Origin of the sequence: Mesorhizobium sp. 113-3-9 (assembly GCF_016756515.1) — a bacterium.
Taxonomy (GTDB): domain Bacteria; phylum Pseudomonadota; class Alphaproteobacteria; order Rhizobiales; family Rhizobiaceae; genus Mesorhizobium.
Genome location: NZ_AP023246.1, coordinates 4,762,559 through 4,788,191, shown reverse-complemented (window position 1 = coordinate 4,788,191; position 25,633 = coordinate 4,762,559). Strand labels below are relative to the sequence as shown.

At 63.0% G+C, this 25,633-nt stretch carries 24 protein-coding genes; 13 read left to right on the top strand and 11 right to left on the bottom strand.

The genetic code is table 11. The annotated features are described in order from the left end of the window. Positions 1-7 precede the first annotated feature (7 nt). From MesoLj_RS23385 to hflX, 5 genes are all read left to right on the top strand, one after another. Positions 8-2,293 (top strand): sensor histidine kinase NtrY-like, encoded by a 2,286-nt coding sequence (locus tag MesoLj_RS23385; RefSeq protein WP_202322754.1) that lies wholly within the window; start codon positions 8-10, stop codon positions 2,291-2,293. Beyond that, positions 2,283-3,644: a nitrogen assimilation response regulator NtrX gene (gene ntrX, locus MesoLj_RS23380; RefSeq protein ID WP_010909346.1), complete on the top strand. Its 1,362-nt coding sequence runs from the start codon at positions 2,283-2,285 to the stop codon at positions 3,642-3,644. The genes MesoLj_RS23385 and ntrX overlap by 11 nt, the downstream gene beginning before the upstream one ends. Before the next feature lie 101 nt (positions 3,645-3,745). Next, positions 3,746-4,609 carry a D-amino-acid transaminase gene (locus MesoLj_RS23375; protein WP_202322753.1) on the top strand — a complete coding sequence of 288 codons (864 nt, stop codon included), beginning with the start codon at positions 3,746-3,748 and terminating at the stop codon, positions 4,607-4,609. 145 nt (positions 4,610-4,754) lie between these two features. After that, a complete protein-coding gene (gene hfq, locus MesoLj_RS23370) occupies positions 4,755-5,000 on the top strand; it encodes an RNA chaperone Hfq (RefSeq protein WP_006202172.1) in 246 nt (81 codons plus the stop codon). Continuing rightward, positions 5,001-6,392, top strand: a complete 1,392-nt coding sequence (hflX, locus tag MesoLj_RS23365) for a GTPase HflX (protein ID WP_202322752.1) — start codon at positions 5,001-5,003, stop codon at positions 6,390-6,392. Positions 6,393-6,452: 60 nt separating this feature from the next. Here hflX and mazG read toward each other — a convergent pair whose 3' ends face one another. Together mazG and MesoLj_RS23355 are read right to left on the bottom strand one after the other, a co-directional pair. After that, a complete protein-coding gene (gene mazG / locus MesoLj_RS23360) occupies positions 6,453-7,277 on the bottom strand; it encodes a nucleoside triphosphate pyrophosphohydrolase (RefSeq protein ID WP_202322751.1) in 825 nt (274 codons plus the stop codon). Between the two features lie 80 nt (positions 7,278-7,357). Then, the gene (locus MesoLj_RS23355; RefSeq protein WP_202322750.1) at positions 7,358-8,542 is read right to left on the bottom strand and encodes an amino acid aminotransferase; all 1,185 of its coding nucleotides are present in this window, start codon (positions 8,540-8,542) and stop codon (positions 7,358-7,360) included. A 179-nt stretch (positions 8,543-8,721) separates the two neighbouring features. On the opposite strand from MesoLj_RS23355, the gene MesoLj_RS23350 reads away from it, so the two are divergent. The 6 genes from MesoLj_RS23350 (at position 8,722) to MesoLj_RS23325 (ending at position 13,344) form a co-directional block, all read left to right on the top strand. Beyond that, positions 8,722-9,315, top strand: a complete 594-nt coding sequence (locus tag MesoLj_RS23350; protein WP_202322749.1) for a histidine phosphatase family protein — start codon at positions 8,722-8,724, stop codon at positions 9,313-9,315. 84 nt (positions 9,316-9,399) lie between these two features. Next, positions 9,400-9,951 (top strand): sigma-70 family RNA polymerase sigma factor, encoded by a 552-nt coding sequence (locus MesoLj_RS23345; protein WP_140773862.1) that lies wholly within the window; start codon positions 9,400-9,402, stop codon positions 9,949-9,951. Further along, complete coding sequence (locus MesoLj_RS23340) at positions 9,948-10,721, top strand: anti-sigma factor family protein (protein WP_140773861.1); 774 nt, start codon at positions 9,948-9,950, stop codon at positions 10,719-10,721. The genes MesoLj_RS23345 and MesoLj_RS23340 overlap by 4 nt, the downstream gene beginning before the upstream one ends. Before the next feature lie 21 nt (positions 10,722-10,742). Beyond that, the gene (locus MesoLj_RS23335) at positions 10,743-11,459 is read left to right on the top strand and encodes a Bax inhibitor-1/YccA family protein (protein ID WP_202322748.1); all 717 of its coding nucleotides are present in this window, start codon (positions 10,743-10,745) and stop codon (positions 11,457-11,459) included. A 177-nt stretch (positions 11,460-11,636) separates the two neighbouring features. Next, positions 11,637-12,521, top strand: a complete 885-nt coding sequence (locus tag MesoLj_RS23330) for an aldose 1-epimerase family protein (RefSeq protein ID WP_202322747.1) — start codon at positions 11,637-11,639, stop codon at positions 12,519-12,521. A gap of 43 nt (positions 12,522-12,564) precedes the next feature. Continuing rightward, the gene (locus MesoLj_RS23325; RefSeq protein WP_202322746.1) at positions 12,565-13,344 is read left to right on the top strand and encodes a pyrroline-5-carboxylate reductase; all 780 of its coding nucleotides are present in this window, start codon (positions 12,565-12,567) and stop codon (positions 13,342-13,344) included. Positions 13,345-13,421: 77 nt separating this feature from the next. On the opposite strand, the gene MesoLj_RS23320 is transcribed toward MesoLj_RS23325, so the two are convergent. Further along, positions 13,422-14,327, bottom strand: a complete 906-nt coding sequence (locus MesoLj_RS23320; RefSeq protein ID WP_202322745.1) for an agmatinase — start codon at positions 14,325-14,327, stop codon at positions 13,422-13,424. Positions 14,328-14,728: 401 nt separating this feature from the next. Here MesoLj_RS23320 and MesoLj_RS23315 point away from each other — a divergent pair, with 401 nt between their 5' ends. After that, positions 14,729-15,001, top strand: a complete 273-nt coding sequence (locus MesoLj_RS23315; protein ID WP_140773857.1) for a hypothetical protein — start codon at positions 14,729-14,731, stop codon at positions 14,999-15,001. A gap of 116 nt (positions 15,002-15,117) precedes the next feature. On the opposite strand, the gene MesoLj_RS23310 is transcribed toward MesoLj_RS23315, so the two are convergent. The 3 genes from MesoLj_RS23310 to MesoLj_RS23300 all read right to left on the bottom strand — a co-directional run bounded on the left by MesoLj_RS23310 (position 15,118) and on the right by MesoLj_RS23300 (position 16,771). Next, entirely contained in the window at positions 15,118-15,804 is a 687-nt protein-coding gene (locus MesoLj_RS23310; protein WP_140773856.1) for a Crp/Fnr family transcriptional regulator, read from the bottom strand. Between the two features lie 24 nt (positions 15,805-15,828). After that, a complete protein-coding gene (locus MesoLj_RS23305) occupies positions 15,829-16,305 on the bottom strand; it encodes an iron-containing redox enzyme family protein (RefSeq protein WP_244735151.1) in 477 nt (158 codons plus the stop codon). A gap of 280 nt (positions 16,306-16,585) precedes the next feature. After that, positions 16,586-16,771 (bottom strand): hypothetical protein, encoded by a 186-nt coding sequence (locus MesoLj_RS23300; RefSeq protein WP_140773854.1) that lies wholly within the window; start codon positions 16,769-16,771, stop codon positions 16,586-16,588. 117 nt (positions 16,772-16,888) lie between these two features. Between MesoLj_RS23300 and MesoLj_RS23295 the strand changes: the two genes are divergently transcribed. Then, complete coding sequence (locus MesoLj_RS23295; RefSeq protein WP_202322743.1) at positions 16,889-20,110, top strand: ATP-binding protein; 3,222 nt, start codon at positions 16,889-16,891, stop codon at positions 20,108-20,110. 443 nt (positions 20,111-20,553) lie between these two features. Here the strand turns inward: MesoLj_RS23295 and MesoLj_RS23290 are convergent, their stop codons facing one another. The 5 genes from MesoLj_RS23290 to tmk form a co-directional block, all read right to left on the bottom strand. After that, positions 20,554-21,375 carry an MBL fold metallo-hydrolase gene (locus MesoLj_RS23290; protein WP_202322742.1) on the bottom strand — a complete coding sequence of 274 codons (822 nt, stop codon included), beginning with the start codon at positions 21,373-21,375 and terminating at the stop codon, positions 20,554-20,556. Positions 21,376-21,378: 3 nt separating this feature from the next. Then, positions 21,379-22,173, bottom strand: a complete 795-nt coding sequence (locus MesoLj_RS23285; RefSeq protein WP_140773851.1) for a TatD family hydrolase — start codon at positions 22,171-22,173, stop codon at positions 21,379-21,381. Beyond that, on the bottom strand, positions 22,173-23,726 hold the full coding sequence (gene metG, locus MesoLj_RS23280; RefSeq protein WP_202322741.1) for a methionine--tRNA ligase: 1,554 nt from the start codon (positions 23,724-23,726) through the stop codon (positions 22,173-22,175). Before metG ends, MesoLj_RS23285 begins: the two co-directional genes overlap by 1 nt. Before the next feature lie 139 nt (positions 23,727-23,865). After that, on the bottom strand, positions 23,866-24,921 hold the full coding sequence (locus MesoLj_RS23275) for a DNA polymerase III subunit delta' (protein WP_202322740.1): 1,056 nt from the start codon (positions 24,919-24,921) through the stop codon (positions 23,866-23,868). Continuing rightward, positions 24,918-25,592 (bottom strand): dTMP kinase, encoded by a 675-nt coding sequence (gene tmk, locus MesoLj_RS23270; RefSeq protein ID WP_202322739.1) that lies wholly within the window; start codon positions 25,590-25,592, stop codon positions 24,918-24,920. The genes MesoLj_RS23275 and tmk overlap by 4 nt, the downstream gene beginning before the upstream one ends. Positions 25,593-25,633: the final 41 nt, after the last annotated feature.

Genomic DNA, 25,633 nt, shown 5'->3' with positions numbered 1-25,633 from the left:
CGGCGACATGGCTCCGCAGGCACCTGTAATCAACCAACCGCTCTTCAGCGAACCCGGCGCGCGCGACGGGCGCCGCTTGCTGGCGCTGCCCGGCGTGGTGGCGGTCGTCGGCGCGCTGGTCATGGCGGCCATCTCCTTCACCATCCTGGTCGGCGCGACGCCGATCGCGCCTGACGCCAGGACGACCTGGGCGCTGATCGCGCTCAACGCCGCTTTCGTGCTCTTCCTCAGCGCCCTGGTTGGACGCGAGGTGCATCGCATCGTGATGGCGCGCCGGCACGGCAAGGCGGCCTCGCGGCTGCATGTGCGCATCGTTGCGATGTTCGCGCTGGTTGCCGCCATTCCCGCCATCATGGTGGCGATCATTGCCTCGATCACGCTCGATATCGGCCTCGACCGCTGGTTCGAGATTCGCACCAAGACGATCGTCAATTCCTCGCTGTCGATCGCCGATGCCTATGTCCAGGAAAACGCCCGCAATCTGCAAGGCACGACGTTGTCGATGGCCTATGACCTCGATGCGTCGCGCACGCTCTACGGCCTTGACCGGACGGGCTTTCTCGACCTCCTCAACAAGGAGGCGGTAGGCCGGTCGCTGGCCCACGCGGCGCTGATCAAGCCCGACGGCTCGTTCGTCATGAGCGCCCAGACCGATGCCGATTTCGCCATGCCGGAACCGCCGGAAGGCTCAGTCAGCAGCGCCACCGACGGCAGACCGGTGCTGATAGAGCCGCGCACCCGCAACATCATGGGCGCCATCGTCAAGCTGCGTGAGATCGAGGGCCTCTACCTCTACACCATCCGATTGGTTGATCCCGAGGTGATCAAGGCGCGGCAGATCGTCAGGTCCAATACGGACGAGTACCGCAATCTCGAAGACAACAGGCGCACCTCGCAAGTGGCCTTCGCGCTGCCGTATCTGTCGCTGACCCTGATCATCATCCTGTCGGCGATCTGGACCGGCATTGCCGTCGCCGACCGTCTTGTGCGGCCCATTCGCCAGCTCATCGGTGCCGCCGACGAGGTGGCCACAGGCAATCTCGACGTCGCTGTCCCCGTCAGACCTTCCGATGGCGATGTCGCCTCGCTTGGCGACACTTTCAACAAGATGCTGCTCGAGCTCAAATCGCAACGCAACGAGATCCTGTCGGCAAAGGACCTGATCGACGAGCGGCGGCGCTTTTCCGAAGCCGTGCTTGCCGGTGTCACCGCCGGCGTCATCGGCGTCGATCCCTACGGCATCATCACCATCGTCAACCGTTCGGCCGAATCGATGCTGGCCATCTCCGCCAGTGCCGCGCTCGGGCAGAACCTTTCCGCCATCCTGCCGCATGTTGGCCGCGTCTTCGAGATCGGCCGCCAGTCAGGCAAGCCTGTCTACCGCGAGCAGGTGACATTCTTCCGCGCCGGCACCGAGCGCACGTTCAACGTGCAGATCACCATCGAGGCCGGTGACGACGGCTCGGAGGAGAAATCCTACGTCGTGACCGTCGACGATATTACCGATCTGGTCCAGGCACAGCGTTCTTCCGCCTGGGCCGACGTGGCGCGCCGCATTGCCCACGAGATCAAGAACCCGCTGACGCCGATTCAGCTTTCGGCCGAGCGCATCAAGCGTCGTTACGGCAAGGTCATCACCGAGGACCGCGAGGTTTTCGACCAATGCACCGACACCATCATCCGGCAGGTCGAGGATATCGGCCGCATGGTCGACGAATTCTCCGCCTTCGCACGCATGCCAAAGCCCGAGATGAAGGCCATCGATCTGCGCGAATCGCTGCGCGAGGCTTCGTTCCTGGTCGAGGTCAGCCGCGCCGACATCACCTTCGAGCGGATATTCGGCAACGAACCGCTCAAGGGCACGTTCGACAGCCGCCTTCTGGCGCAGGCTTTCGGCAATGTGATCAAGAATGCCGCCGAAGCGATCGATGGACTGGAACAGAAGGATGGTTCGCACGGCATAATCCGGATTCAAGCCGGCCGTCAGAATGGCGCGATTCGAATCGACGTCATCGACAATGGCAAAGGTCTGCCGCGGGAGAATCGCCAACGGCTGCTCGAGCCCTATATGACCACACGAGAGAAGGGCACCGGGCTTGGTCTGGCTATCGTCAAGAAGATCGTGGAGGACCATGGCGGCAGGCTGGAACTTCATGATGCACCTGCGGACTTCCATGGCGGGCGCGGCGCGATGATCAGCATCATTCTGCCGCCCGCGGCTGCCACGCCGCCGCGCGGCCAGGCCAAGACGGAACACGAAAGAGAAACTGAAAAGGTCGGTAATGGCGTCTGATATTCTCATCGTCGATGACGAGGAAGACATCCGCGAGCTCGTCGCAGGTATCCTGAGCGACGAAGGTCACGAAACCCGCACGGCATTCGACGCCGACAGCGCGCTGGCTGCCATAGCTGATCGTGCGCCGAGGTTGATTTTCCTCGATATCTGGCTGCAGGGTTCGCGTCTGGACGGCTTGGCACTGCTGGACGAGATCAAGACCATGCATCCCACCTTGCCGGTGGTGATGATCTCCGGCCACGGAAACATCGAAACGGCGGTCTCGGCCATCCGTCGTGGCGCCTATGATTTCATCGAGAAGCCGTTCAAGGCCGACAGGCTGATCCTCATTGCCGAGCGCGCGCTTGAAACCTCGAAACTGCGGCGCGAGGTGTCGGACCTCAAGCAGCGCAGCGGCGAGACCTTCGACCTGATCGGCATGTCGTCGGCGATGAGCCAGCTGCGTCAGACCATCGAGCGCGTCGCGCCGACCAACAGCCGTGTCATGATCATCGGTCCGTCCGGCTCGGGCAAGGAACTGGCGGCCCGCGCCATCCACACGCTGTCGGCGCGCAAGGGCGCGCCGTTCGTGACGCTGAGCGCCGCCAACATCACGCCGGAGCGCATGGAGATAGAACTGTTCGGCACCGAATCGAACGGTGTCGAGCGCAAGGTCGGTGCGCTGGAAGAGGCTCATCGCGGCATCCTCTACATCGACGAAGTGGCGGACATGCCGCGCGAGACGCAGAACAAGATCCTGCGCGTGCTGGTCGAGCAGCAGTTCGAGCGGGTAGGGGGCACAAAGCGGGTCAAGGTCGATGTCCGCATCATCTCCTCGACCTCGCAGAACCTGGAAGCCATGATCGCCGATGGCCGTTTCCGCGAGGATCTCTATCATCGCCTGGCAGTGGTTCCCGTGATGGTGCCGGGGCTGGCCGAGCGGCGCGAGGACATTCCCTATCTCGTCGACAACTTCATGAAGCAGATAGCCCGCCAGGCCGGTATCAAGCCGCGTCGCATCGGCGACGACGCGCTGGCTGTGCTGCAGGCGCACAACTGGCCGGGGAACGTCCGCCAGCTGCGCAACAATGTCGAGCGCCTGATGATCCTGGCGCGGGGCGACGACGTCGATGCGCCGATCACCGCGGACCTGCTGCCGTCCGAGATCGGCGATGTCATGCCGCGCACGCCGAATCAGTCCGACCAGCACATCATGGCGCTGCCGCTGCGCGAGGCGCGTGAACAGTTCGAGAAGGACTATCTGATCGCCCAGATCAACCGCTTCGGCGGCAATATCTCGAAGACGGCCGAGTTCATCGGCATGGAACGCTCGGCCCTGCACCGCAAGCTGAAGTCGCTGGGCGTCTGACAGGCGCGATGTCTGTTCAGCCACGCCTGGGCCAAGCATTTGCCGGTTACGGCCAAGGCGGAATCGCATAAGAAAGCCCGAGAGTTTTCCAGGGGTCGCCAATGCCGCGCATTGCCTATGTCAACGGGCGCTACGTCGCTCACGCGGATGCTTCCGTGCATATCGAGGATCGCGGCTATCAATTCGCCGACGGTGTCTATGAGGTCTGCGAAGTGGCGCGCGGCTTTATCGTCGACATGCCGCGCCACCTTGCGCGGCTGAACCGCTCGCTGACCGAACTGTCGATCGCCTGGCCGGTCGCGCGCAATGTGCTGCCGCTCATCCTGCGCGAAGTGGTCAACCGCAACCATGTCGTCAACGGTCTGGTCTATGTCCAGGTGACGCGCGGTGTCGCAAGCCGCGACTTTGTCTTCCCGTCGGCTGATACCAAGCCGTCCCTGGTGGTGACAGCCAAGAAGGCCGATCCCGCCGCCGGTACAAAGCGAGCCGAAACAGGCATCGCGGTCATCACCGTGCCCGAGAACCGCTGGGACCGGGTGGACATCAAGAGCGTCGGACTGCTGCCCAATGTATTGGCCAAGCAGAAGGCCAAGGAAGCGGGCGCCCAGGAGGCATGGTTCGTCGACACCGACGGCAACGTCAAGGAAGGCGGGTCGTCGAACGCCTGGATCGTTACCAAGGACGGCGTCCTGGTCACCAGGCCGGCCGATCATGGCATCCTGCGCGGCATCACCCGCACGACCATGTTTGAGGTGGCGGCAAAGCTCGGCCTGAAGATCGAGGAGCGCGGTTTTTCCGTTGCCGAGGCCAAGGTGGCGCGCGAGGCTTTCATTAGTTCCGCGACCACGATTGCCATGCCGGTCGTATCGATCGACGGCGATCCGGTCGCCAATGGTCACCCCGGCTCAATAACACTTTCGTTGCGGCAAGCCTTTTTTGACGTTGCGGAAAAAAGTCCAGCCTGATAACCGCACAGGTGGAATGAACATCAATATATCTCGTTCTGCTTGTCGTTACTGACGACAAGACGGTGTTTGCGCGCTTGACATGTGCCCGACAATTTGGCGCATTGGCTAGCAAACCGAAGGGGATCGGCGAAAGACAAGAACAATGGCGGAACGATCGCAAAACCTTCAGGACCTGTTCCTGAATTCAGTTCGCAAGAGCAAGAACCCGCTCACCATCTTCCTCATCAACGGCGTGAAGCTGACCGGCGTGGTCACTTCGTTCGACAATTTCTGTGTCCTGCTGCGCCGCGACGGCCACTCCCAGCTCGTCTACAAGCACGCCATTTCCACGATCATGCCGAGCCAGCCGGTTCAGATGTTCGATGGCGAGGAAAGCCAGGGCGCCTGATTGGCACGTGAGAAAGACGCGGACGCTATGGTTCGCGGAAAACCAGCACATCATCCCGGGACGGAAGCCAAGGGGCCGACCCGGGCTGTCGTCATTGTACCTGTGCTTACCCGCCAGCCGCGCGGCGACGACGATACCAACCGTCCTCGCTTGACGCGGTCCGCTGAAGCCCGCCACGACGAGGCGGTCGGCCTTGCCCGGGCCATCAATCTCGACCCCGTCCATACGGCTGTAGTGACCGTCAACGACCCACGCCCGGCGACGTTGCTCGGCAGTGGCAAGGTCGAAGAGTTTGCCGAGATCGTCAAGGAGAAGGACGCGGAGCTGGTCATCGTCGACCATCCTCTGACCCCGGTGCAGCAGCGCAATCTCGAGAAGGAACTGCATGCCAAGGTGTTGGACCGCACCGGATTGATCCTCGAGATCTTTGGCGAGCGCGCCCGTACCAAGGAAGGCACGCTGCAGGTCGAACTTGCCCATCTCAACTACCAGAAGGGCCGCCTTGTCCGCAGCTGGACCCACCTTGAACGTCAGCGCGGCGGCGCCGGCTTCCTCGGCGGCCCCGGCGAAACCCAGATCGAATCCGATCGGCGGCAGTTGCAGGAAAAGATCATCAAGCTGAAGCACGAGCTGGAAACGGTTCGCCGTACCCGCGACCTGCACCGCGCCAAGCGCAAGAAGGTGCCGTTCCCGGTGGTGGCGATCGTCGGCTACACCAATGCCGGCAAGTCGACGCTGTTCAACAGGCTGACCGGAGCGGACGTGCTGGCGCAGGACATGCTGTTCGCCACGCTCGACCCGACGCTGCGCCGCGTGCGCCTGCCGCATGGCACGCCGATCATCCTGTCGGACACGGTCGGTTTCATCTCGGATCTGCCGACGCATCTGATCGCGGCTTTTCGCGCGACGCTGGAAGAGGTAGTCGAGGCCGATCTCGTCATCCATCTGCGCGACATCTCCGATCCCGACACGACCGCACAGGCAGAGGATGTCGAGCGCATCCTGGCCGACCTCGGCGTAGACGCCAGTGATACCAAGCGCGTGATCGAGGTCTGGAACAAGATCGATCTTTTGGACAAAGGCAACAGGAGCCGGCTGCTCGCCGATGCCGCCGACGGCAGCAAGGGTCCGCCGATCGCCGTGTCGGCGGTGACCGGCGAGGGCATCGACGCGCTGAAAGCGCTCATCGAGACACGCATGGCGGGCGAGCTCGAAGACCTGACGGTGACGATCGAGCCGGCGCAGTTCGGTCTTGTCGACTGGCTTTACCGCAATGGCGATGTCGTTTCGCGCACCGACAATGACGACGGCAGCGCCACCATCTCGCTCAAGGCCACGCAAAGCGCCCGCGAAGAGATCGAGAACCGATTGCGTCGTAAAAACAACGGGTAGCCCGGAGCAATTCCAGGAAAGCGTGCAGTGCTTTCCGTCCGGAATTGCCGGTTGACGGGCCTACTTCGCGCTCTTCGCTTCCTGCCAGAGCGCTTCCATCTCGGCCAGGGTGGCCTTTTCCAGCGTATTGCCTGACTTTTCCAGGGCCTGCTCGACATAGTGGAAGCGTGAGCGGAATTTTTCATTCGTACCGCTCAGCGCCGCTTCCGAATCGAGCTTGAGATGCCGCCCGAGATTGACGACGGCGAACAGCATGTCGCCGAATTCGTCCTTGATCGCGGCCATCTCGCCCTTGGCCAGCGCCTCGCGCAACTCACCGATCTCTTCCTCGATCTTGTCGAGGATGGGTGCCGCCTCGCTCCAGTCGAAGCCGACACGAGCAGCTTTCTCCTGAAGTTTCAACGCCCGCGTCAAAGCGGGCAGGGCGACCGGAACGCTGTCCAGGAACCCCTTGCCATTGTCCTCCGGGTCGAGGCCGCGCGCGAGGCGGGCTTGCCGCTTCTCCGCCTTCTCCTCAGCTTTGATCTTTTCCCACATGCCCTTGGCCATGCCGGCGCTGCGCGCCTTCTCGTCGCCGAAGACATGCGGATGGCGACGGATCATCTTGGTGGTGATGGCCTGGACGACGTCCGGGAAGGCGAATTCACCCTCTTCCTCAGCCATTTGCGCATGATAGACGACCTGCAGCAGGAGATCGCCGAGTTCGTCGCGCAGGTCATCGAGATCACCACGGGCGATGGCATCCGCCACCTCATAGGCTTCCTCGATCGTGTAGGGGGCGATGGTCGAGAAATCCTGCTCGATGTCCCATGGACAGCCTGTCTTCGGCGCGCGCAGCGCCGCCATGATCTCGATCAGGCGCGAAATGTCTTTCGATGGCGTCATGCGGCGGATGCTATCCTGCGGCCCGACGCGCGGCCAATGTTGTCAGCCGGCGAGGGGGCCTTGTCCACAGGTGAGCCGCTTCAGTCGATCACGGAGACGATGGCCTTGGCGAGGTCATCCATGCCGTCTTCAGGCAGCCCGGCGACGTTGATGCGGCTGTCGCCGACCATGTAGACGCCATGTTCGGTGCGCAACCGCTCGACCTGCGCTTCCGTGAGGCCAAGTCGCGAGAACATGCCGCGATGGCTGGCGACGAAGTCGAAGCGGTCGGAGTTGGATTGCCGGCGCAGTGCCTCGGCGAACTGGACGCGAAGCCGAAGCATGCGCAGGCGCATCTCTTCCAGCTCGGCTTCCCAGTCGGCACGCAAGGTGGCGTCTTCCAGGACGATGCGCACGGCCGCCGCACCATGGTCCGGCGGCATCGAATACATGGCGCGCGCCGCCGACAGCATCTGGCTCATCGCCACATCGGCCTGTGCGCCGTCCCTGGCCAGGACCATCGCCGCACCGACACGGTCGCGGTAGACGGCAAAATTCTTCGAGCAGCTTGAGGCGACGACCATTTCCGGCACTTTCGCCGCCAGCAGGCGCAAGCCGAGAGCATCGGCCTCGAGGCCGTCGCCAAAGCCCTGATAGGCGATGTCGACGAACGGCAGCAGCCCACGCTCGACGACCAGATCGGTGACGGCCTCCCACTGTGCCGCATCCAGGTTGGCGCCGGTCGGGTTGTGGCAGCAGCCATGCAGCAGCACCACGTCGCCGCTCTCTGCCGTCCGCAACGCCGCCAGCATGTCGTCGAAACGAACCGCCCCCGAGGCTGCGTCGAAATAAGGATATTCGCGGATTTGCAGGCCGGCGGCGCGCATCACCGGCATATGGTTCGGCCAGGTCGGGTCAGACAGCCAGACGGTGGCGTCCGAGCGCGTCCGCTTCAGCAACTCCGCCACAAGGCGCAACGCACCGGAGCCGCCAGGCGCCTGTGCCGCCCGGATGCGCGTCATGTCCGCCCCCGGGCCGAAGGCGAGCTTGGCCATCACCGCGTTGAAACCGACATCGCCGGCAAGGCCAAGATAGGTCTTGGTGTCCTGGCTGTTCAGCAGCCGCTTTTCGGCCTCGCCCACGGCGCGCATCACCGGCGTCTTGCCGTCGCGATCCTTGTAGACGCCGACGCCGAGGTCGACCTTGTTGGGGCGCGGATCGGCGCGATAGAGGCCGATCAGGGCCAGGATCTTGTCGGCGGGAGCTGGCTGCAGGTCTTCAAACATCACTATGGTTCCGTTGGCGCGGCGGAGTGATACGCAAATAGAAGGCGCTTCGCCAGCGGTTTTAGTTGTGCGAAACACAAGGCGGCACCCAAGGGTGTGGCCTTTCGATCGAAACGATAGCCGCTATTCTAATCGCTGCGTATGCGCCGCTTCGAAAGCGGCTTGGGGATCACTGCTTTATGCTCGTACGGCTGACGATGATCTGCAACGGCGCCACGACCGCGACACGCCTGGGAGCGTTCCCTGCGGACGAGCCGTTGGAGCCGCGATCGCTGACGCTGGCGAAGGCGATGCGCGGGACGCTGCGTCGCGCCGAACGCGTGTGGACCGCGCCCTCGCTTCGTGCCCGGCAGACCGCCGAGGCCCTTGGGCTGGAGGCATCCTTCGAACCGCTCCTGGCGGACCAGGATCATGGAAGCTGGGCCGGCAGGAGCTTTGAGGAGATTCAGGCCGAGCAGCCGGAGGATATCGCCGCCTGGCTGACAGACCCCAATGCAGCACCGCATGGCGGCGAGTCGCTGGCCGATGTTGCCCATCGGGCCTCCAATTTGATGAACCGGCTAATCGCCGAGCGCGGTCACACGATCGCACTGACCCATGCCAGCGTCATTCGCACAGCAATCTTGCATGTTCTCGGCGCGCCGCTTGCCGCCAGCTGGAAGATCGACATCGAGCCGCTGAGCATCACCGATTTTCGCAGCGACGGCCGCAGATGGGTGTTGCGCGCCTGCGGCGTGACTACGCCCAAACCGGCAAAGCCGCTTCGCCCCTGAGAGCCGGCGGGCGACGGGCGCAAATGCGATTCTCCGGCGGAGCCCGTCGAAGAAAAATGGCGAGGTCGGGATTAAAATCCCCACATGCTCCGTAAACAGGGCATGAAACGGTCGATGCCACGCTTTGACATCATAGGACAGCTCGGATCGCTAAGGCGCTACGCGCAGTCGCTGACGCGCGACAGTGCGGATGCCGAGGATCTCGTGCATGACGCGCTGGTGCGCGCCTATGAGCGGCGCGGCACTTTCCGCTCCGGCGGAAACCTCCGGGCGTGGCTGCTCTCGATCGTTCACAACGCCTTTGTCGACCGCATGCGCTCGCGCCGCTCGGAAGCGGCGCGCATCGAACAGGCCGGATACCTGGCCGACACCGCCACGCCAGCTCCGCAGGAGCATTCGGTGCGCCTGGCGCAGGTGCGGGAAGCCTTTTTCAACCTGCCGGAAGAGCAGCGTTCGGCGCTGCATCTGGTCGCCATCGAAGGGCTTTCCTATCAGCAGGCGGCCAATGCCACGGGTGTGCCGCTGGGCACGCTGATGTCGCGCATCGGCAGGGCGCGCGCCGCCTTGCGCCAGATGGAAGACGCCGCCCCGGGGCGCGGCAAGAATCATCTCAGGATCGTGGGAGGTGAGCAATGACCGCTCTTGTCGACCCCGTTACGGACACCGACCTCGACGCCTATGTCGATGAGCAACTGGATGTCACCCGCCGCATCGAGGTGGAAGCATTCCTGTCCACGCGTCCGGAGGCTGCCGCCCGCGTGATGTCGGATCTGCGGACCCGCGACGAACTGCGCGTGGCGCTCGCCGGCTCCAAGGGCATGGCGCGGCCGGCGACCGCTGACGCGGCGCGGCGTCTGGAGAGGGGGCTTGCCCGCGGCCGCATCTTCGGCGTGTTGCAGCGTGCCGCCGCCGTTGCCGCCTTCGTTGCCGCCGGCTGGCTGGCGAACGGCATCATCGGGCCGATGTCCGTGACCAAGGTCGTCGCTTCGCCGCAGCCGCCCGCTTATGTCGACGAGGCGGTGCGGGCACACAGGACGACGCTGGTGCGCGAAGCCATGCCCTCGCAGCCGGAAGCGCCCAATTACAATGCCGGAGAGATCCGCGCCGCCACCGCGATCGTCATGCCGTCGCTGCCCAAGGACTGGAAGGTGCGCGACGTGCAGATCTATCCGTCGCGCTTCGGTCCGAGCGTCGAGATGGCTGTCGACACCAAGGATATGGGTCTGGTGTCGCTGTTTGCGATCCGGCCGGGAACCTTCGACGTGGTCAAGCCGACCGTCGCGCCCTCGGGCGATATTTCCTCGGCCTATTTCCAGATCGGCGAGGTTGCCTACGCGGTGGTCGCGAAGAGCGGCGTCCATGACCTCGACCGCGCCGCCGAGACGCTCGCCAGAACACTTTACTGACCGATCTAAAGGAGACTGCAGATGAATACGCCCAATCTGGGATATCGCGTTGGCACCGGCGCCCAAACCGGAGCCGTCTTTGACGAGGGCCTGCGCCAGCACATGCTGCGCGTCTACAACTATATGGGCCTTGGCCTCGTGGTCACCGGCCTTGTCGCCTTCCTGGTGTCATCGACGCCGGCGCTCTACGTGCCGATCTTCTCCAGCCCGCTGAAATGGGTGGTGATGCTGGCGCCGCTCGCCTTCGTCGTGCTGTTTTCGTTCAAGATGCAGACCATGTCGGCGGCCAGCGCCCAGATGATGTTCTGGGCCTTCTGCGCGGTGATGGGCCTGTCGCTCGCCTCCGTGTTCCTGGTCTTCACCGGAACCAGCATCGCGCGCACCTTCTTCATCGCCGCAACCATGTTCGGTGCCACCAGCCTCTATGGCTACACGACCAAGCGCGACCTGACGCAGTTCTCGTCGTTCCTGATCATGGGCCTGATCGGCGTGGTGATCGCCAGCATCGTCAACATCTTCCTTGGCTCGACCGCGCTGCAGTTTGCCATCTCGGTGATCGGCATCGCCGTCTTCATCGGCCTGACCGCCTGGGACACGCAGACGATCAAGGAACAGTATGCCGAGAATTTCGACGCGGAATCGCGCCAGAAGCTCGCCGTCTTCGGCGCCTTCTCGCTCTACCTGAACTTCATCAACATCTTCCAGCTGCTGCTGAATTTCACCGGCGAACGGGAGTAACGACTGTCCGCTGTGGGCAAGGGTGGGGTTCTCGCCCTTGATGCGGAGAGGTGGCCGGAGGAGAGATCCTCCGGCCACAATTCGTTCCGGCCCAATCCGTTCCGACACGACCCGGCTTGAGTCCCCGGGGGCTTTTGCTAGTCTGCCGCCAGCTTCAACGCCGGCCCGCGAGGACATATGGCACAGGACAGCCAAACGCTCCGTGGCGACGGCATCTCGGCCGTCATAGTCGGGCAGGGCGCCGAACTGGTTTCGCTGCAGGATGCGCAAGGGTTTGAGTTCCTGTGGCAGGCCGGTCCAGAGTGGCGACGCCATTCGCCGGTCCTGTTCCCGATCGTCGGCCGGCTGAAGGGCGACCAACTGCGCCATCGTGGCCGCACCTATCCGATGACACAGCACGGCTTCGCCCGCGACAAGCCGTTCACCTGGGAGGAGAGGGGACCCCACTCCTGCACGCTGGTCCTCACCGACGACGCCGACACGCGCGCGCACTATCCCTTCGCCTTCCGCCTCGCCGTGACCTACACGCTCGACCGTCTGCAGCTTGGCGTGACCTTCGCGATCACCAACACCGGCGACGAGCCATTGCCGGCTTCGGTCGGCGCGCATCCGGCATTCAACTGGCCATTGCTGCCGGAATTGCCCAAGGAGGCCTATCGGCTGACCTTTGCGGATGCCGAGCCGGCGCCGATCCGCCGGCTGAAGGATGGCCTTTTACTCCCGGTGGCGTGGCCGACACCCATCGAAGGCAAGACGCTTCCACTATCCGAACGCCTGTTCGATGACGACGCCGTCATTCTCGATCGGCCCGCCAGCACGAGCGTGCGCTACGCCGCCGACCACGGTCCAGCGATCGAAATGTCATGGCAGGGAACAGAGGAACTCGGCATCTGGTCCAAGCCGGGCGGCGCGCCGTTCCTGTGCATCGAACCGTGGCACGGCATTGCAAGCCCAGCCGATTTCGACGGCGAATTCAGCGAGAAACCTGGCGTGATGCTGATCGAGCCGGGAGCGAAGCGTTCTCTGGGCTACCGGATCAGCCTGGAGCTGGGGCGGCGGTGATCACCGGACGGCCAACCGCATAACCAACGCCGTGGGGCATCAAATGAAACTTGGCTTCATCGGCACAGGCACGCTCACGGCTGCCATCGTTACCGGTCTCAAATCCGTAGCCGACGATCCGGTTTCGGTCGTGTTGTCGCCGCGCAACGAAGAGATCGCCTCGAATCTCGCTTCCCGCTATCCGAATGTGCATGTCGCCGCCGATAATCAGGCGGTCCTCGACGCGTGCGACACCGTCATGCTGGCGGTCCGGCCGCAGATTGCCCATCAGGTGCTGCCTGAATTGCGGTTCCGGCGCGGCCATCATGTCATCAGCCTGATCGCCACGTTGTCACGCGAGGAAATCATCGGCCTGACAGCCCCAGCGACCCGCGTGACAAAAGCGCTTCCCATGCCGATGGTCGCTCACCGGTTGGGGGCGACAATTATTTACCCGCCTGATCCGGATGTGACGGCGTTGCTCGGCGGGCTGGGGAAGGTGATCGAGGTCGAGAACTCGCAAGAGTTCGATGCGTTGAGCGTGGCGACCGCGACCTATGCCACCTATTTCAAATACCTCGATACGATTCATCACTGGTTGAAAGCGCATGGCGTTCCAGACGCGAAGGGGCGCGATTATATTGCGGCGCTGTTCAAGGGGCTTGGGCACGCGCCGGAGACGGCGCCTGATGCGGATTTCGCCAATCTGGCGCAGGACTATGCGACCCGCGGCGGCATCAATGAGCAGGTCCTGAACGAACTCACGGCCCACAACGTCTTTGACGCATTGGCGGAAAGCCTGGACGGTGTCCATCGGCGCATTTCGGCGGCCGGCGCCACATAGCTGGCAGGCCTTGTGGTCACCGTCCTGCTTGACCGCCAATCGGGGCCTGCTTGTTCGAAACAGAGGAAAGTCGGTTTTCAAATCTGCCGGGCGATTGTGCCGATCACATTCACGAGAACACGCGCTGCGGTCAGGGCCGACATTCCGTCGATATCGGCGGGCGGATAGAGTTCGACAAGGTCGAATCCCGCGATCCTGGCCCGCTTGCCGAGGCCCGCGATCAGGTCGATGGCCTGTGTATAGGTGAGGCCGCCTGGCGTGCGCGCCGCCACGCCCGGCATGATGCCGGGATCGAGGCTGTCGCAGTCGAAGGTGACGACGACCCGCGCGCCTTCCGGAATATGCCTGAGCGCCGCTTCCACGCCTTGAGCATGAATTTCGCGGGCGGTTACGAAACGGCTGCCATAGTGCCGCGCCGCTTCGATTTCAGCGAGGCGTGCGCTGCCGACGCTGCGCAGGCCGACCTGCACCATGCCCGCGACATGCGCCATCTCGCTCGCCCGCCGCATCGGGCTCGAATAGCCGTAGCGTTCGCCATGCACCTCGTCGCGCCAATCGATATGGGCATCGATCTGCAGGATCCAGATCGGTCCGTGATCGGCAAAGCCGGCAAGGAACGGCGTGACGACGGAATCGTCACCGCCAAGCAGGATTGGCACGGCCGGCAAGGCCAGGACCTCACGCGTCCTGGCTTCGATCCGGACCCTGTTTTCGGTATTGTCGTGCAGGATGGTCGAGATGTCGCCGGCGTCGACGCAGCAGACTGGCTTGCCGTCGAACAACGGACCGCCGAGATCGAAATCCCAGTGCTCAACGAGCGGAGCATCACCCTGGCTGGCCGCGCGTATGGCGTCGGCGGCCAAGGCATGGCCGCTGCTGTCCTGGCCGGGATAGGTGCTGCCATGGCCGGCTCCGAAGATCACCGCACGGGGCGTGCGGCCGTCGGCGAGGCGGTCGGGAAGGCCGAGGAATGATGGCGACATTTTCTTGATGGTCCTGATGACACGGACTGGGAGGTTATCGCGTAACAGCGGTCGCCGCAAAGTAGGCCGTCTTTGTGGATCGGGAAGCTCGACGCCTTCGATCGCCCCCTGAGCTTTTGCGATTGTAGTCGATTGTCGTGTCGTCGATCTCGCGACGGATTTGTTCCAGACGCCTCTCGAAAAGGCGACCTACCTCATATTAGTGACCTCTTGTGAAGTCCTTCACATACAAATTCGTGCGTGGCGTACAAGATGTGCCAGAACAGAAATTTATCTGCCCTTTGCAAATAGATCTTAGAGAAAAAACATCAGATCAAACGAGAGACATGGTCTTTTGCAAATAGGATGAATTTTCGTTCTAGTCACAATAATTGTGGTGGAACCAAACAAAGGAGATAAAAATGTACAAGATAATTACAGCTGCATCAGCGTTGCTTATGCTTACGGCACCTTCGTTCGCGATCGACTCGACCTTCGTCCACAGCCTTCGTGCCGACAATGGCGACTTCGAGGCCCCGGGAGAGGTCAAGGGCCAACATCCATTGGCTTCGGAAGAAGCGGTGTATGGGTTCCAGACAGGATCGATCGGGTTGGCTGGTGGCGTTTCGAACTCCAGTTGCATGGGGGTCAGCCCGCACCAGTATGACCCTGTCAGCCCCAATTGCCGCAACTGAGATACAAGTGGGGAGCGGTGGTCAGCGCCACCGCTCTCCCGCCTCAGGCCAACATTTCCACGGATTGTCAGGATCCGATGCGGTGGCCCTCATTCCACCCATGTGAATTGGCGACGTCAGTTGTCGTTCTGTGTCTCGGCCAGATGACGAAGGGCGCCGAAATTGGTTATTCGCAGGCCACCACGCTTGATTGCGATGATCGAGCGGTTGCGCCAATTGTTGAGCGTCTTGTTGACGGACTCGCGCGTGGCGCCGAGGAATTCGGCCAGTTCAGACTGGGAAATCGGTATCCAGCCTGACCCATCCGCCATTACGCCAGCCAGGAAGACCAGCCGCTTCGCCAGCCTCGCCTCAATGCCGAAGAAAGCATGATCCCCAAGTTCGCTGCTGATCCAACGCAGCCGTGCGCACAACAGCTCAATCATGGCACGTGCCAGTGATGGGTTTCTTTCAATGCGATCGAAGAGTTGCACCCGGCCGAGCGAGGCCAGATCGCATGCGGTGAGGCAGATGGCGGTTGCGGTGCGCGGGCGCCCGTCGAGCGCGCCAACCTCTCCGACCAGGCTGTGCGCAAGCTCGATATTGGCTACCAGCCTCTGGCCTCCCTGCGAATAGATCGAGATCTCCACCGTCCCGCTCATCACCCCGTAAATACGATCGGATGGATCTTCCTGAACGAAGAGATGCTGACCAGCCGCGTAGCGTTCGACCTTGCAGCCGCTGAAGAGAAGATCGAACAGGCGTGGGTCGATCCGTGCAAGGCGCGGCAGATCATTTCCATCGTTCGCGCTGCCGGAGGCCATGTTGATTTCCCAATTGCCGCCTCGCTACCCCTGTTCGAGGATCTCCTCGATCGTGGATGGAAGAAGCGTGGCGCCATGCATGGCGGAGATGCCCATGACGGTTTCGTGCTCGGCTGTCAGGGGCAGGGCGTCGATCGTGCGGTAGAGCCGGTCGCGGTGTCCGGGATCGAGATCACCGTGGTCGATGAGCGTCTGGAAAGCCGCATGCGGAAACCCCGTCGCGGAGATCAGCGTCTGGATCAGCGTCGGTGTCGGCGGATGTCCCTCCATCAACGCGACGAAACCAAGGAACGCGACAGGGTGATGGTGATGGATCCAGTAGTACTGCGCTCCCACCAGGCTCGCGACCGAGGGAGATGGTATGCGGCTCAGCGCCGTCGCCCGCTTCACACCCAGCAGTTCGAGGTCGTCGAGCAGCAAGTCATCATGCCCCAACTCCTCCTTGACGTGCTCCTCCAGGTATCGGACCAGACCGGACGCGATAGGGTCAGTAGCCGCCATTTTCTCGGCTCGCTCCGCTGCTACTTCCGTCAAGGGCACTGTCGCACGAATGATTTGGTGCTGAGTGAGCAGGAACTGCGGCCAAAAGTCAGCAAGCCTCGGATGCGTCACAAGGGTGCGACATGACTTTGCGTATGGTTGGACCACAAGGTCGATCTTCCGCCGGAGACGAACGCTCGGCGTAGTAGCGGCCCCAACCTCGATCCCGCCCATGCCGGCATCCCGGTGGTTAAGAAGCATTCCGCTGGTTAAGAAGCATCCCGTTGGTTAAGAAGCTCGGCTAGTGAACCTTGATGACGATGCCGTCATCTGCTTCCTCCAGGTCCTTCCCCAGCTTCCTTAGAAGGGCTATCTCGCCCCCCGAGAGACTGGCAAATGTCTCCCACGCGTCCTCTGGGAGGGCATCCGCCGAGACCTCCATGTCGTCGAGATACTTTTTGACGTGTGCTGGCAATTCTACTGCCATCGCCCATCCTCCAGTTATCTTAGACCATCCTAAACTATCCTAGACTAAGATGGGCCTGTCAAGAGGGGCGGCCCTGCGGGACGGACTTGCCCTCCGCAAGGCCTGGCCGTACAGTCCATGAGCACAATGAGATATGCTCTCGGGAGCTCGATCTGTTCGACATGCGGATCTGCCAATGCAGCCGAATTGCAGTTCTGTGCGTCCTGTGAATCGCCGCTGACCCAACGAGCTTCCGGTGCCGCCGATACGCGCAAGGTGGTGACGGTCCTCTTTGCTGATATTGTCGGCTCGACGGCGTTGGGAGATGAGCTCGATCCCGAGTCGCTTCGCAATCTCATGACCCAGTACTTTCGGGAGATGGCCGCGGTAATTCGTGGCCACGGGGGGACAACCGAGAAGTTCATCGGGGATGCGATCATGGCGGTGTTCGGCATCCCGCTCCTCCATGAGGACGACGCGGTGCGTGCGGTTCGAGCCGCGGTTGCAATGCTTCATGCGCTTCATCGGCTGAACGATGAGTTCGAGGCGCGTTGGGGCGCCAGGATCGTGATCCGGATAGGTATGACCACGGGTGAGGTGCTCGCCGGGGATCCGGGCCAGGGCGAAACTTTCGCGGTCGGAGACGCGGTCAACATTGCTGCCCGGCTCGAACAAGCTGCCGAGCCAGGGCAGATCCTGATCGGAGACGCGACGTATCGGCTTGTCCGCGATGTCGCGATGACGTCGCCGATCGAGCCGCTTCGCGTGAAGGGGAAGTCAGAGCCCGTCGCCGCGTGGAACCTCATGGATGTCGCCCCCGCGGCGCCCGCTGCCCGTGGTCTCGAATCCCCTCTGATCGGTCGCGACAAAGAAGTCGCCGCAATTGGAGAGATGTTCGAAAGGACGGTCAAGTCTCGAGTATGCGAGATCGTGACGGTGATGGGCCCGGCGGGAATCGGCAAGTCGCGGCTGACGCGTGAATTTCTTCCCCGACTCGAAAGGACAACGACGGTCGTCGGGGGGCGGTGCCTGCCATACGGCGAGGGGATTACCTTTTGGCCCATCATCGAGGTGCTCAAGGCCGCGGCGGGCATCACAGACAGTCACTCGCCCGACGATGCTCGCGCAAAGATTGGCAAGTTACTGGAAGGTCCCGATGCCGCGCTGGTCGTCGAACGCCTGTCCGCACTCATGGGCCTCACCCGTGCGACGCCTGGTGTTCAAGAGACGTTCTGGGCCGTGCGCAAGCTGTTCGGCAAGCTGGCAACGCATCGGCCATTGGTCGTCGTGTTCGACGACATTCACTGGGCCGAGCCGACGTTCCTCGATCTCCTCGAATATCTCGCCGATTCGCTTGACGGCGTGCCGGCGTTCTTCCTCTGCCTCGCTCGCCCTGAGCTGCTCGAGGTTCGCGCCGGCTGGATGACGTCGAAGGCGAATGCGTCCCTCATTACCCTGCGCTCGCTGAGCGACGCCCATACGGATGGCTTGATCCGGAACTTGCTCGGAGGCGCGGAGCTAGCGAACGAGGCCCGCGCGCGGATCGCCGATGCCGCCGAGGGAAACCCTCTCTTCGTGGAGGAGACGCTGCGGATGCTGATCGACGACGGTTTGCTTATTGCCGTCGACGGCACGTGGACGGCGGCTGACCACCTGTCGAGGCTGACGATTCCACCCACGATCAACGCCCTTATCAACGCGCGCCTCGACCGGCTCGGCGGCGAGGAGCGCTCTGTCATCGAGCGGGCATCCGTGATCGGGCGCATCTTCTGGTGGGGGGCCGTCGAGGAGATGTCGCCCGAAGAGCAGCGACCTCGCGTTGGCGGCCAGCTTCAGTCTCTGGCGAGAAAGCAGCTGATCCGCCCAGATCGCTCGGATCTGGAGGAGGAGGATGCCTTTCGCTTCACTCACAGTCTCGTCGGGGACGCGGCCTACAATGGCATTCCAAAGGGCGTGCGAGCCCACATGCATGAGCGCTTCGCCTCATGGTTGGAGGCAAGGATGCGCGAGCGGGCCCGAGAGTACGAAGAGATCGTCGGCTACCACCTCGAGCGAGCCTACAGGTCTCTCGCGGAGCTCGGTCTATCGAACGAGCGCGTCGAGTCGCTGGCACGGCGTGCGAGCGTGCCGCTGGCTTCTGCCGGGCAGCGCGCCTTCGCGCGGGGCGACATGCCTGCCGCGGTCAACATGCTGTCGCGCGCCATCTCGCTCGGCCCTCGCGACGATCCTGGGCGACTGGCACTCTTGCCGGAGCTCGCATTTGCACTGCTGGAGACCGGCGATCTCGAGCGCACGCGTGGCGCGATCGCGCAGATGCGTGAGGCAGCGACCGCCTCCGCCGATCGTCGACTGCAAGCGCATGCGCTCATTCTCGATCTGTGGGTGCGCTTCCTGTCAGAACCGGAGGGGTGGGCGGGCGAGGCGTACCGAGAGGCACGGCAGGCCATATCGATGTTCGAGCAGGAGAACGACGAGCACGGCTTGGCCAAGGGTTGGTCCTTGCTTGGCCTGTTTCACCTGACAAAGTGCAATTTCGGTGCCTCTGAAGAGGCGTGGGAGAGCGCGGCGGCGCATGCGTTTGCAGCGGGCAACGACAGAGAATGGCTCGAGTCGCTCTCATGGGTGCCGCTTGTCGTGTGGGCCGGCCGTATGCCGGTCAAGGCGGCGATCGGCCGGTGCAAGGACGTGCTCGCCAGGGCGCAGGGTGATCGCAAGGCGATGTCGGCGGCGCTCTTCAGCTGGGGGAATCTCGAGGCGATGCGCGGCCGATTTGGCGAGGCGCGGCAGTTGATAGCGCAGGCGCGGTCAACGGTCGAGGAAGTCGCACTGACCGTGTGGAGCGCGGGACCTCTTACGGAGATGAGCGCCTTGGCCGAGCTCTGGGCAGGCGACGCGGCAGCCGCCGAGCGGGAGCTTCGCTGGGGTGTAAAGACACTTCAACGCACCGGCGAGTTCGCATGGTTACCCACGATTGCCGGCATCCTCGCCCAAGCCATCTATGTCCAAGGCCGGTACGAGGAGGCCGAAGCGTTTGTTCGATTGGGCGAGGGGATCGCCGGCAGTGACGATACGTACTCGCAAGGCCTGCTGCGATGCGTTCGGTCAAAGATCTTGGTCCGTGCGGGCGATGTGGAGGGAGCTCTCCGTATGGCCCGGGAGGCTGTCGCGATCGCCGAGCCGACGGACTTTCTGTTCCTCCAGTCGTTCGTCCTCGACGGTCTTGGAGAGGTTCTCCACATCGCCGGCCACCTGGAAGAAGCGGATGCGGCGCTTGCGAGCGCTGTTCGCCTGTGCGCGCAAAAAGGCTTCGTCGTCGGTGCACGACAGGCTCGAGGGCGACTAAGGAAGCCCGCGCCATAGGGCGACCGCTATGTCCTCGCTTCGTCTCCACCGCAGCGGACGCCATTCGGCTGAAACTTACCCGCTATCCGGGCCGCTCAGGGGCCCGAAGTGTGCGCATGCAAAAGTCGCATAAGATAGATTATGGAACTTGTGGACGCAGGTGGCGCAGCAATCAGGACAGCGCTTTCCGCATCGAGCCCGCCAATCCGGCCCGGATTCTCCCAGGACGCAGCAACTCACGCCAAGTCGGTTTGCCGCCGGCAATCGGCGACTCCACGGTGCACGGGCATACGGTGCGCTTACCGACAATGAAGGCAGCCCAGATGCCCACCGCCATCCGACCTGGGATTTGCTAACCAGATCCTCGTGACCGTGGGCCAGATAGTCACGATAGAGCAGGTTTCCGAGGTTTCTACCCAGCTTGAACGATTTCATGGCTTGCAGCTTGCGAGAAAATCGATCTATCGCTCTGATTTATAAGGTATTTCGATCACCATGCCGTCATAGGCAGGCGCCACGTTGGCCGGAGTCTCGGCCATCACTGTGGCATAGTCGAGCGGCACGTGCATGTGGGTCAGCACGGCATTCCTCGGCGCCAGCTTCTCGATCCAGCCGAGCGCCTGGCCGAGTGACAGATGGCTGGGGTGGGTCTTGTACTGCAGCGCGTCGATGACCAGCATCTCCAGGCCGCACAGCCGCTCGGCGGTGGCGTCGGGAAAGTCGCTGATGTCAGGGCAATAGGCCAGCGCTCCAATGCGAAACCCGAGCGAGATGATGTCGCCATGGACCTGCGGCAATGGCTCAAGGGTGAGGGCACCCCCCTCTCCTTCGATCACCACCGGCTTGGCGTGGTCGATGATATGGGCACTGACGATCGGCGGATAGGAACTGCCGGGTGGCGTCTCGAAGCAGTAGCCGAATGCCTGGCGCAGCCGCAGCATTGTCGGCTCGTCGGCGTGAATATCGATCCGCTGGCGCTGATCGAGGACGAAGCCGCGCAGGTCATCGATGCCGTGGATGTGATCGGCGTGCGGATGCGTGTAGACGGCCGCGTCAATGCGCCTGACAGAGGCCATCAGCATCTGCTGGCGGAAATCGGGGCCAGTGTCGATGACGACGGTCGTGCGGTTGCCATTCGTCGCGATCCGTTCAACCAGAACGGCCGTACGCATGCGCCGGTTCTTCGGGTTGTCCGGGTCGCAATTGCCCCAGTCGCCGGTGATGCGCGGCGTACCTGGCGACGAGCCGCAGCCGAGAATGGTCAGGCGCAGCCGGTCAGTCATCGGTCAGGCGCTCAGCTCGGCAGGTCGCGGCATCTTGCCGAACAGCCGGAAGAAATTGTTCGTCGTCAGATCGGCGATTTCAGCCTCGCTGACACCAATCGTCTCCGCCAGCACCTTGGCGGTGTGCGCGACATAGGCCGGCTCATTACGCTTGCCGCGGAATGGGATCGGCGCCAGGTATGGCGCGTCGGTTTCGACGAGCAGCCGGTCATGCGGCACGTCAGCGGCGACGGCGCGCAATTCGGCCGAGTTCTTGAAGGTCAGGATGCCCGAGAACGACACATAGCCGCCGAGCGAGACGCCCACCTCGGCCAGCCGGCGTCCGGAGGAAAAACAGTGCAGGATGAAGGGGAAGGCGCCCTTCCCTGTTTCGTCCTCGAGAATGGCCGCCATGTCGTCATCGGCGTCGCGTGAATGGATGACCAGCGGCAGCCCGGTCACGCGAGCCGCCGCGATGTGATTGCGAAAGCCTCGCGCCTGCGCATCGCGCGGCGCCTTGTCGTAGAAGTAATCCAGCCCAGCCTCGCCGATCGCCACCACCTTCGGGTGATCGGACAGGCGAACGAGGTCCGCAGCGGTGACGTCGAGCTCTTCGGCTGCATTGTGCGGATGGGTGCCGATTGAGCAGTAAACTTCATCAAAAGTTTCAGCGATTTCAAGTATTTGCTGAAACCGCTTTACGCGAGTGGAAATCGTCACCATGCGGCCGATGCCGGCCGCTTTGGCGCGGGCGACAATGGCCGCCCGCTCCTCGGCGAAATCTGGAAAGTCCAGGTGGCAGTGGCTGTCGACGAGCATCAGGCGTTCGCGCCCGGCTGTTCGACGTAGCGCGGAAACACGCCTTCCGGCACAGGCAATGTCGTGCCGGGCACAAGCGCATAGTCGGCGTGGACATGCTCGAAGTTACGCTGGTCCGCCGGCACCGCCAGCAGATCGAGCAGCTTGGCGGCCGACCCCGGGATGTAGGGCTGGCTCAAAAGTGCGACGCGACGGACGATTTCGGCGGTCGTCCACAGCACCGTTTCCATCCGCGCCGGATCGGTCTTCTTCACCGCCCAGGGCTCCTGAGACGTGAAATAACGGTCGGCTTCGGCGGCCACGCCAAAGATCGCCGCCAACGCCAGATGAATGCCCTGATCCGCCATCGCCTTGCGCGCCGTGCCAAGCGCTTCCACCGCCTGGTCGAGGATCGCACTGTCGGCTTCCGTCAGTTCGCCACGCTGCGGCACCACGCCACCGCAATTCGCGGCGATCATCTTCAGCGAGCGTTGCGTCAGATTGCCGAGACCATTGGCGAGGTCGGCATTGGTGCGGTTGACGATCGCTTCATGGCTGTAGCTGCCGTCCTGGCCAAACGGCACTTCGCGCAGGAAGAAATAGCGCACCTGATCGAGGCCGTAATGCTCGACCATGGTGAACGGGTCGATGACGTTGCCGACAGACTTCGACATCTTCTCGCCGCGGTTGAACAGGAAGCCGTGGCCGAAAACGCGCTTCGGCAGCGGGATGCCGGCCGACATCAGGAAGGCCGGCCAGTAGACCGCATGGAAGCGCACAATGTCCTTGCCGATGATATGCGCGTCGGCCGGCCAGAAACGCCATTTCTCATCATTTTCATCGGGATAGCCGACGCCGGTGATGTAGTTTGTCAAGGCGTCGACCCAGACATACATGACATGCTTCTCGTCGCCCGGCACCGGCACGCCCCAGTCGAAAGTGGTGCGCGAAATCGACAAATCCCTCAGCCCCGACTTGACGAAGCTCATCACCTCATTGCGGCGCTCGGCCGGGCCGATGAAGTCGGGCTGGCTTTCGTAAAGCGCGATGAGCTTGTCCTGATAGGCAGAGAGGCGGAAGAAATAACTCTCTTCCTCGACCCATTCGACCGGCGTTCCCTGCGGCCCGTAGCGGATATTGTCGGGACGGACTTCTGTCTCCTCCTCACCGTAATAGGCTTCGTCGCGCACCGAGTACCAGCCGGCATAGCCGCCCTTGTAGATATCGCCATTGGCGTCCATCGCCTTCCAGATCGCCTGCGAGGACGCGTAGTGCCGCTCTTCCGTGGTGCGGATGAAATCGTCATTGGAGGCGTTGAGCGCGGTCGCCATGCGCTTGAAATCGGCCGCGTTGCGGTCGGCCAGTTCGCGCGCCGAAATGCCTTCGCGCTTCGCTGTCTGCAGCATCTTGATGCCGTGCTCGTCGGTCCCGGTGAGGAAGAAGACCTGCTTGCCGTCGAGCCGCTGGAAGCGGGCGAGCGCGTCGGTGGCGATCAGTTCGTAGGCATGGCCGATATGCGGCTTGCCGTTCGGGTAGGAAATCGCGGTCGTGATGTAGAATGTGTCGCGTGACATGAATGAACCGTCATGAATGTCTGAATGGAAGCCGTGGCGGTGGATATCGCATCGGAATGGCATTTGCCATCCCGGTGCCGATGCATGCCGCCCAAAAGTGGCCCCGGTTTTGGGGCAACGGCATGCACCAAAAAGGCCGTCACATTCGCATCGCAGAATTCAGGCGGTCGATCATGGTCAAGGCGTGCTGCTTCTTGTCGAGATTGTAGGTGTCGGTCTCAGATATCGCGTCCAGCGCCTCATGCCAAGTGTCCGACAGCGTTTTCGCCCGTGCGAGGTCGCCTGACAGTGCTGCCTGGCTTGCCGCATCCGACAATAGGTCGAGCGCGCGGCGGTTGAAGATATCGAACTGGATCGCCTGGTCGCGGCCGGCGACGACTTCCGCGAGCCGATAGGCTCCGCCGATATCGGTCTTTCCCGCCGCCACCAGCGCATCGAGTGTCTGGGCGATTTCCAGCCCGCCATATTGCGTCAGCAGGATCGCGTTGCGCACACTGCCCCCTGCCCGCTCGACCAATGCCGCCCGTGCGGCCGGATCGTTCGGTGGCGGCGGCTCCGCGGTCTCCAGCACCGCCAGCAGCTCGTCGGCGCCGAGCGGCGTCAGGCGCACCACCTGGCAGCGCGAGCGGATCGTCGGCAGCAGGCTGCCCGGCGCATGGACGATGAGAATGAACAGCGTTCGTGCCGGCGGCTCCTCAAGATTTTTAAGCAAGGCATTGGCAGCATTGGCATTCATGTCGTCGGCGGGATCGACGATGACCACCCGGTAGCTGCCATCATGCGAGGTCATCGACAGGAAGCGGCTGACCCTGCGGATCTCGTCGACGGTGACGACGGTCTTGAAGCTCTTGGTCTTGTCATTCATCGGCCGGGTCAGGTGCAGCACGCCCGGATGTGCTCCGGTCGCGATCTGGCGAAACAGCGACGAGCCCGGATTGGGAACGGCCAGGCTTTCCGGCGCCTGCCCGAAGTCTGGGTGCTTCAGCAGGTGATGCGCAAGGTGAAAGGCCAGTGTCGCCTTGCCGATGCCGACCGGCCCCGCGAAGATCAGAGCATGCGGCAGTTTTCCGGATCGGTAGGCGGCGGCGAGCATCTCGGCGGCCTGCCCGTGCCCGACCAGACGAGGCGTTTCGGCCGGCTCGGGCACGCCATCCAGCGTATCATGCTGTTCCGGCGCGATGCGCTCGAAGATCATACTGGTGCGGCCTGCCTGTTGCGCGCGGGCGCCCTCGCCTCCAGCGCCGCGAACACGGCGGCGGTGACGACATGCTCCACCGTATCGGGATCGGTGGACGCGTCGATGACGATGCAGCGTTCCGGCTCGGCTGCGGCGATTGCCAGAAAGGCCTCGCGCCGAGCCTGATGGATGGCCAGCGTCTCCTTTTCGAAGCGGTCGGCGCCGGCGTCGCTGCCGCGCCGCAGGGTCGCGCGCCGGAGGCCCTCGGCCGGATCGATATCGAAGACCAGCGTGATGTCGGGCATCATGCCGTTGATGGCGACCTGTTCGAGCGCAGCCATGAATGCCGGGTCGATCCCGCCGGTGACGCCCTGGTAGACGCGCGAAGAATCCAGGAAGCGGTCGCAAAGAACGATAGAGCCACGCTCGACCGCCGGCCGGATGACCTGCTCGACGTGGTCGGAGCGGGCGGCGGCGAAGAGCAGTGCTTCCATCTTCGGCCCGAATGGCTCCGCGGCACCCGAAAGCAGCACATGCCTGACCGCTTCCGCGCCCGGCGAGCCGCCCGGTTCGCGGGTGACGAGGACGTCATACTTCTTGGCGCGCATCTTCCTTGCCAGCCGCTCGATCTGCGTCGACTTGCCTGCGCCCTCGCCGCCTTCGAAGGTGATGAAAAATCCGCGCGCCAATCGAAACGGCCTTTGTCCATGTTGGAGTGGATTGTTGCGCT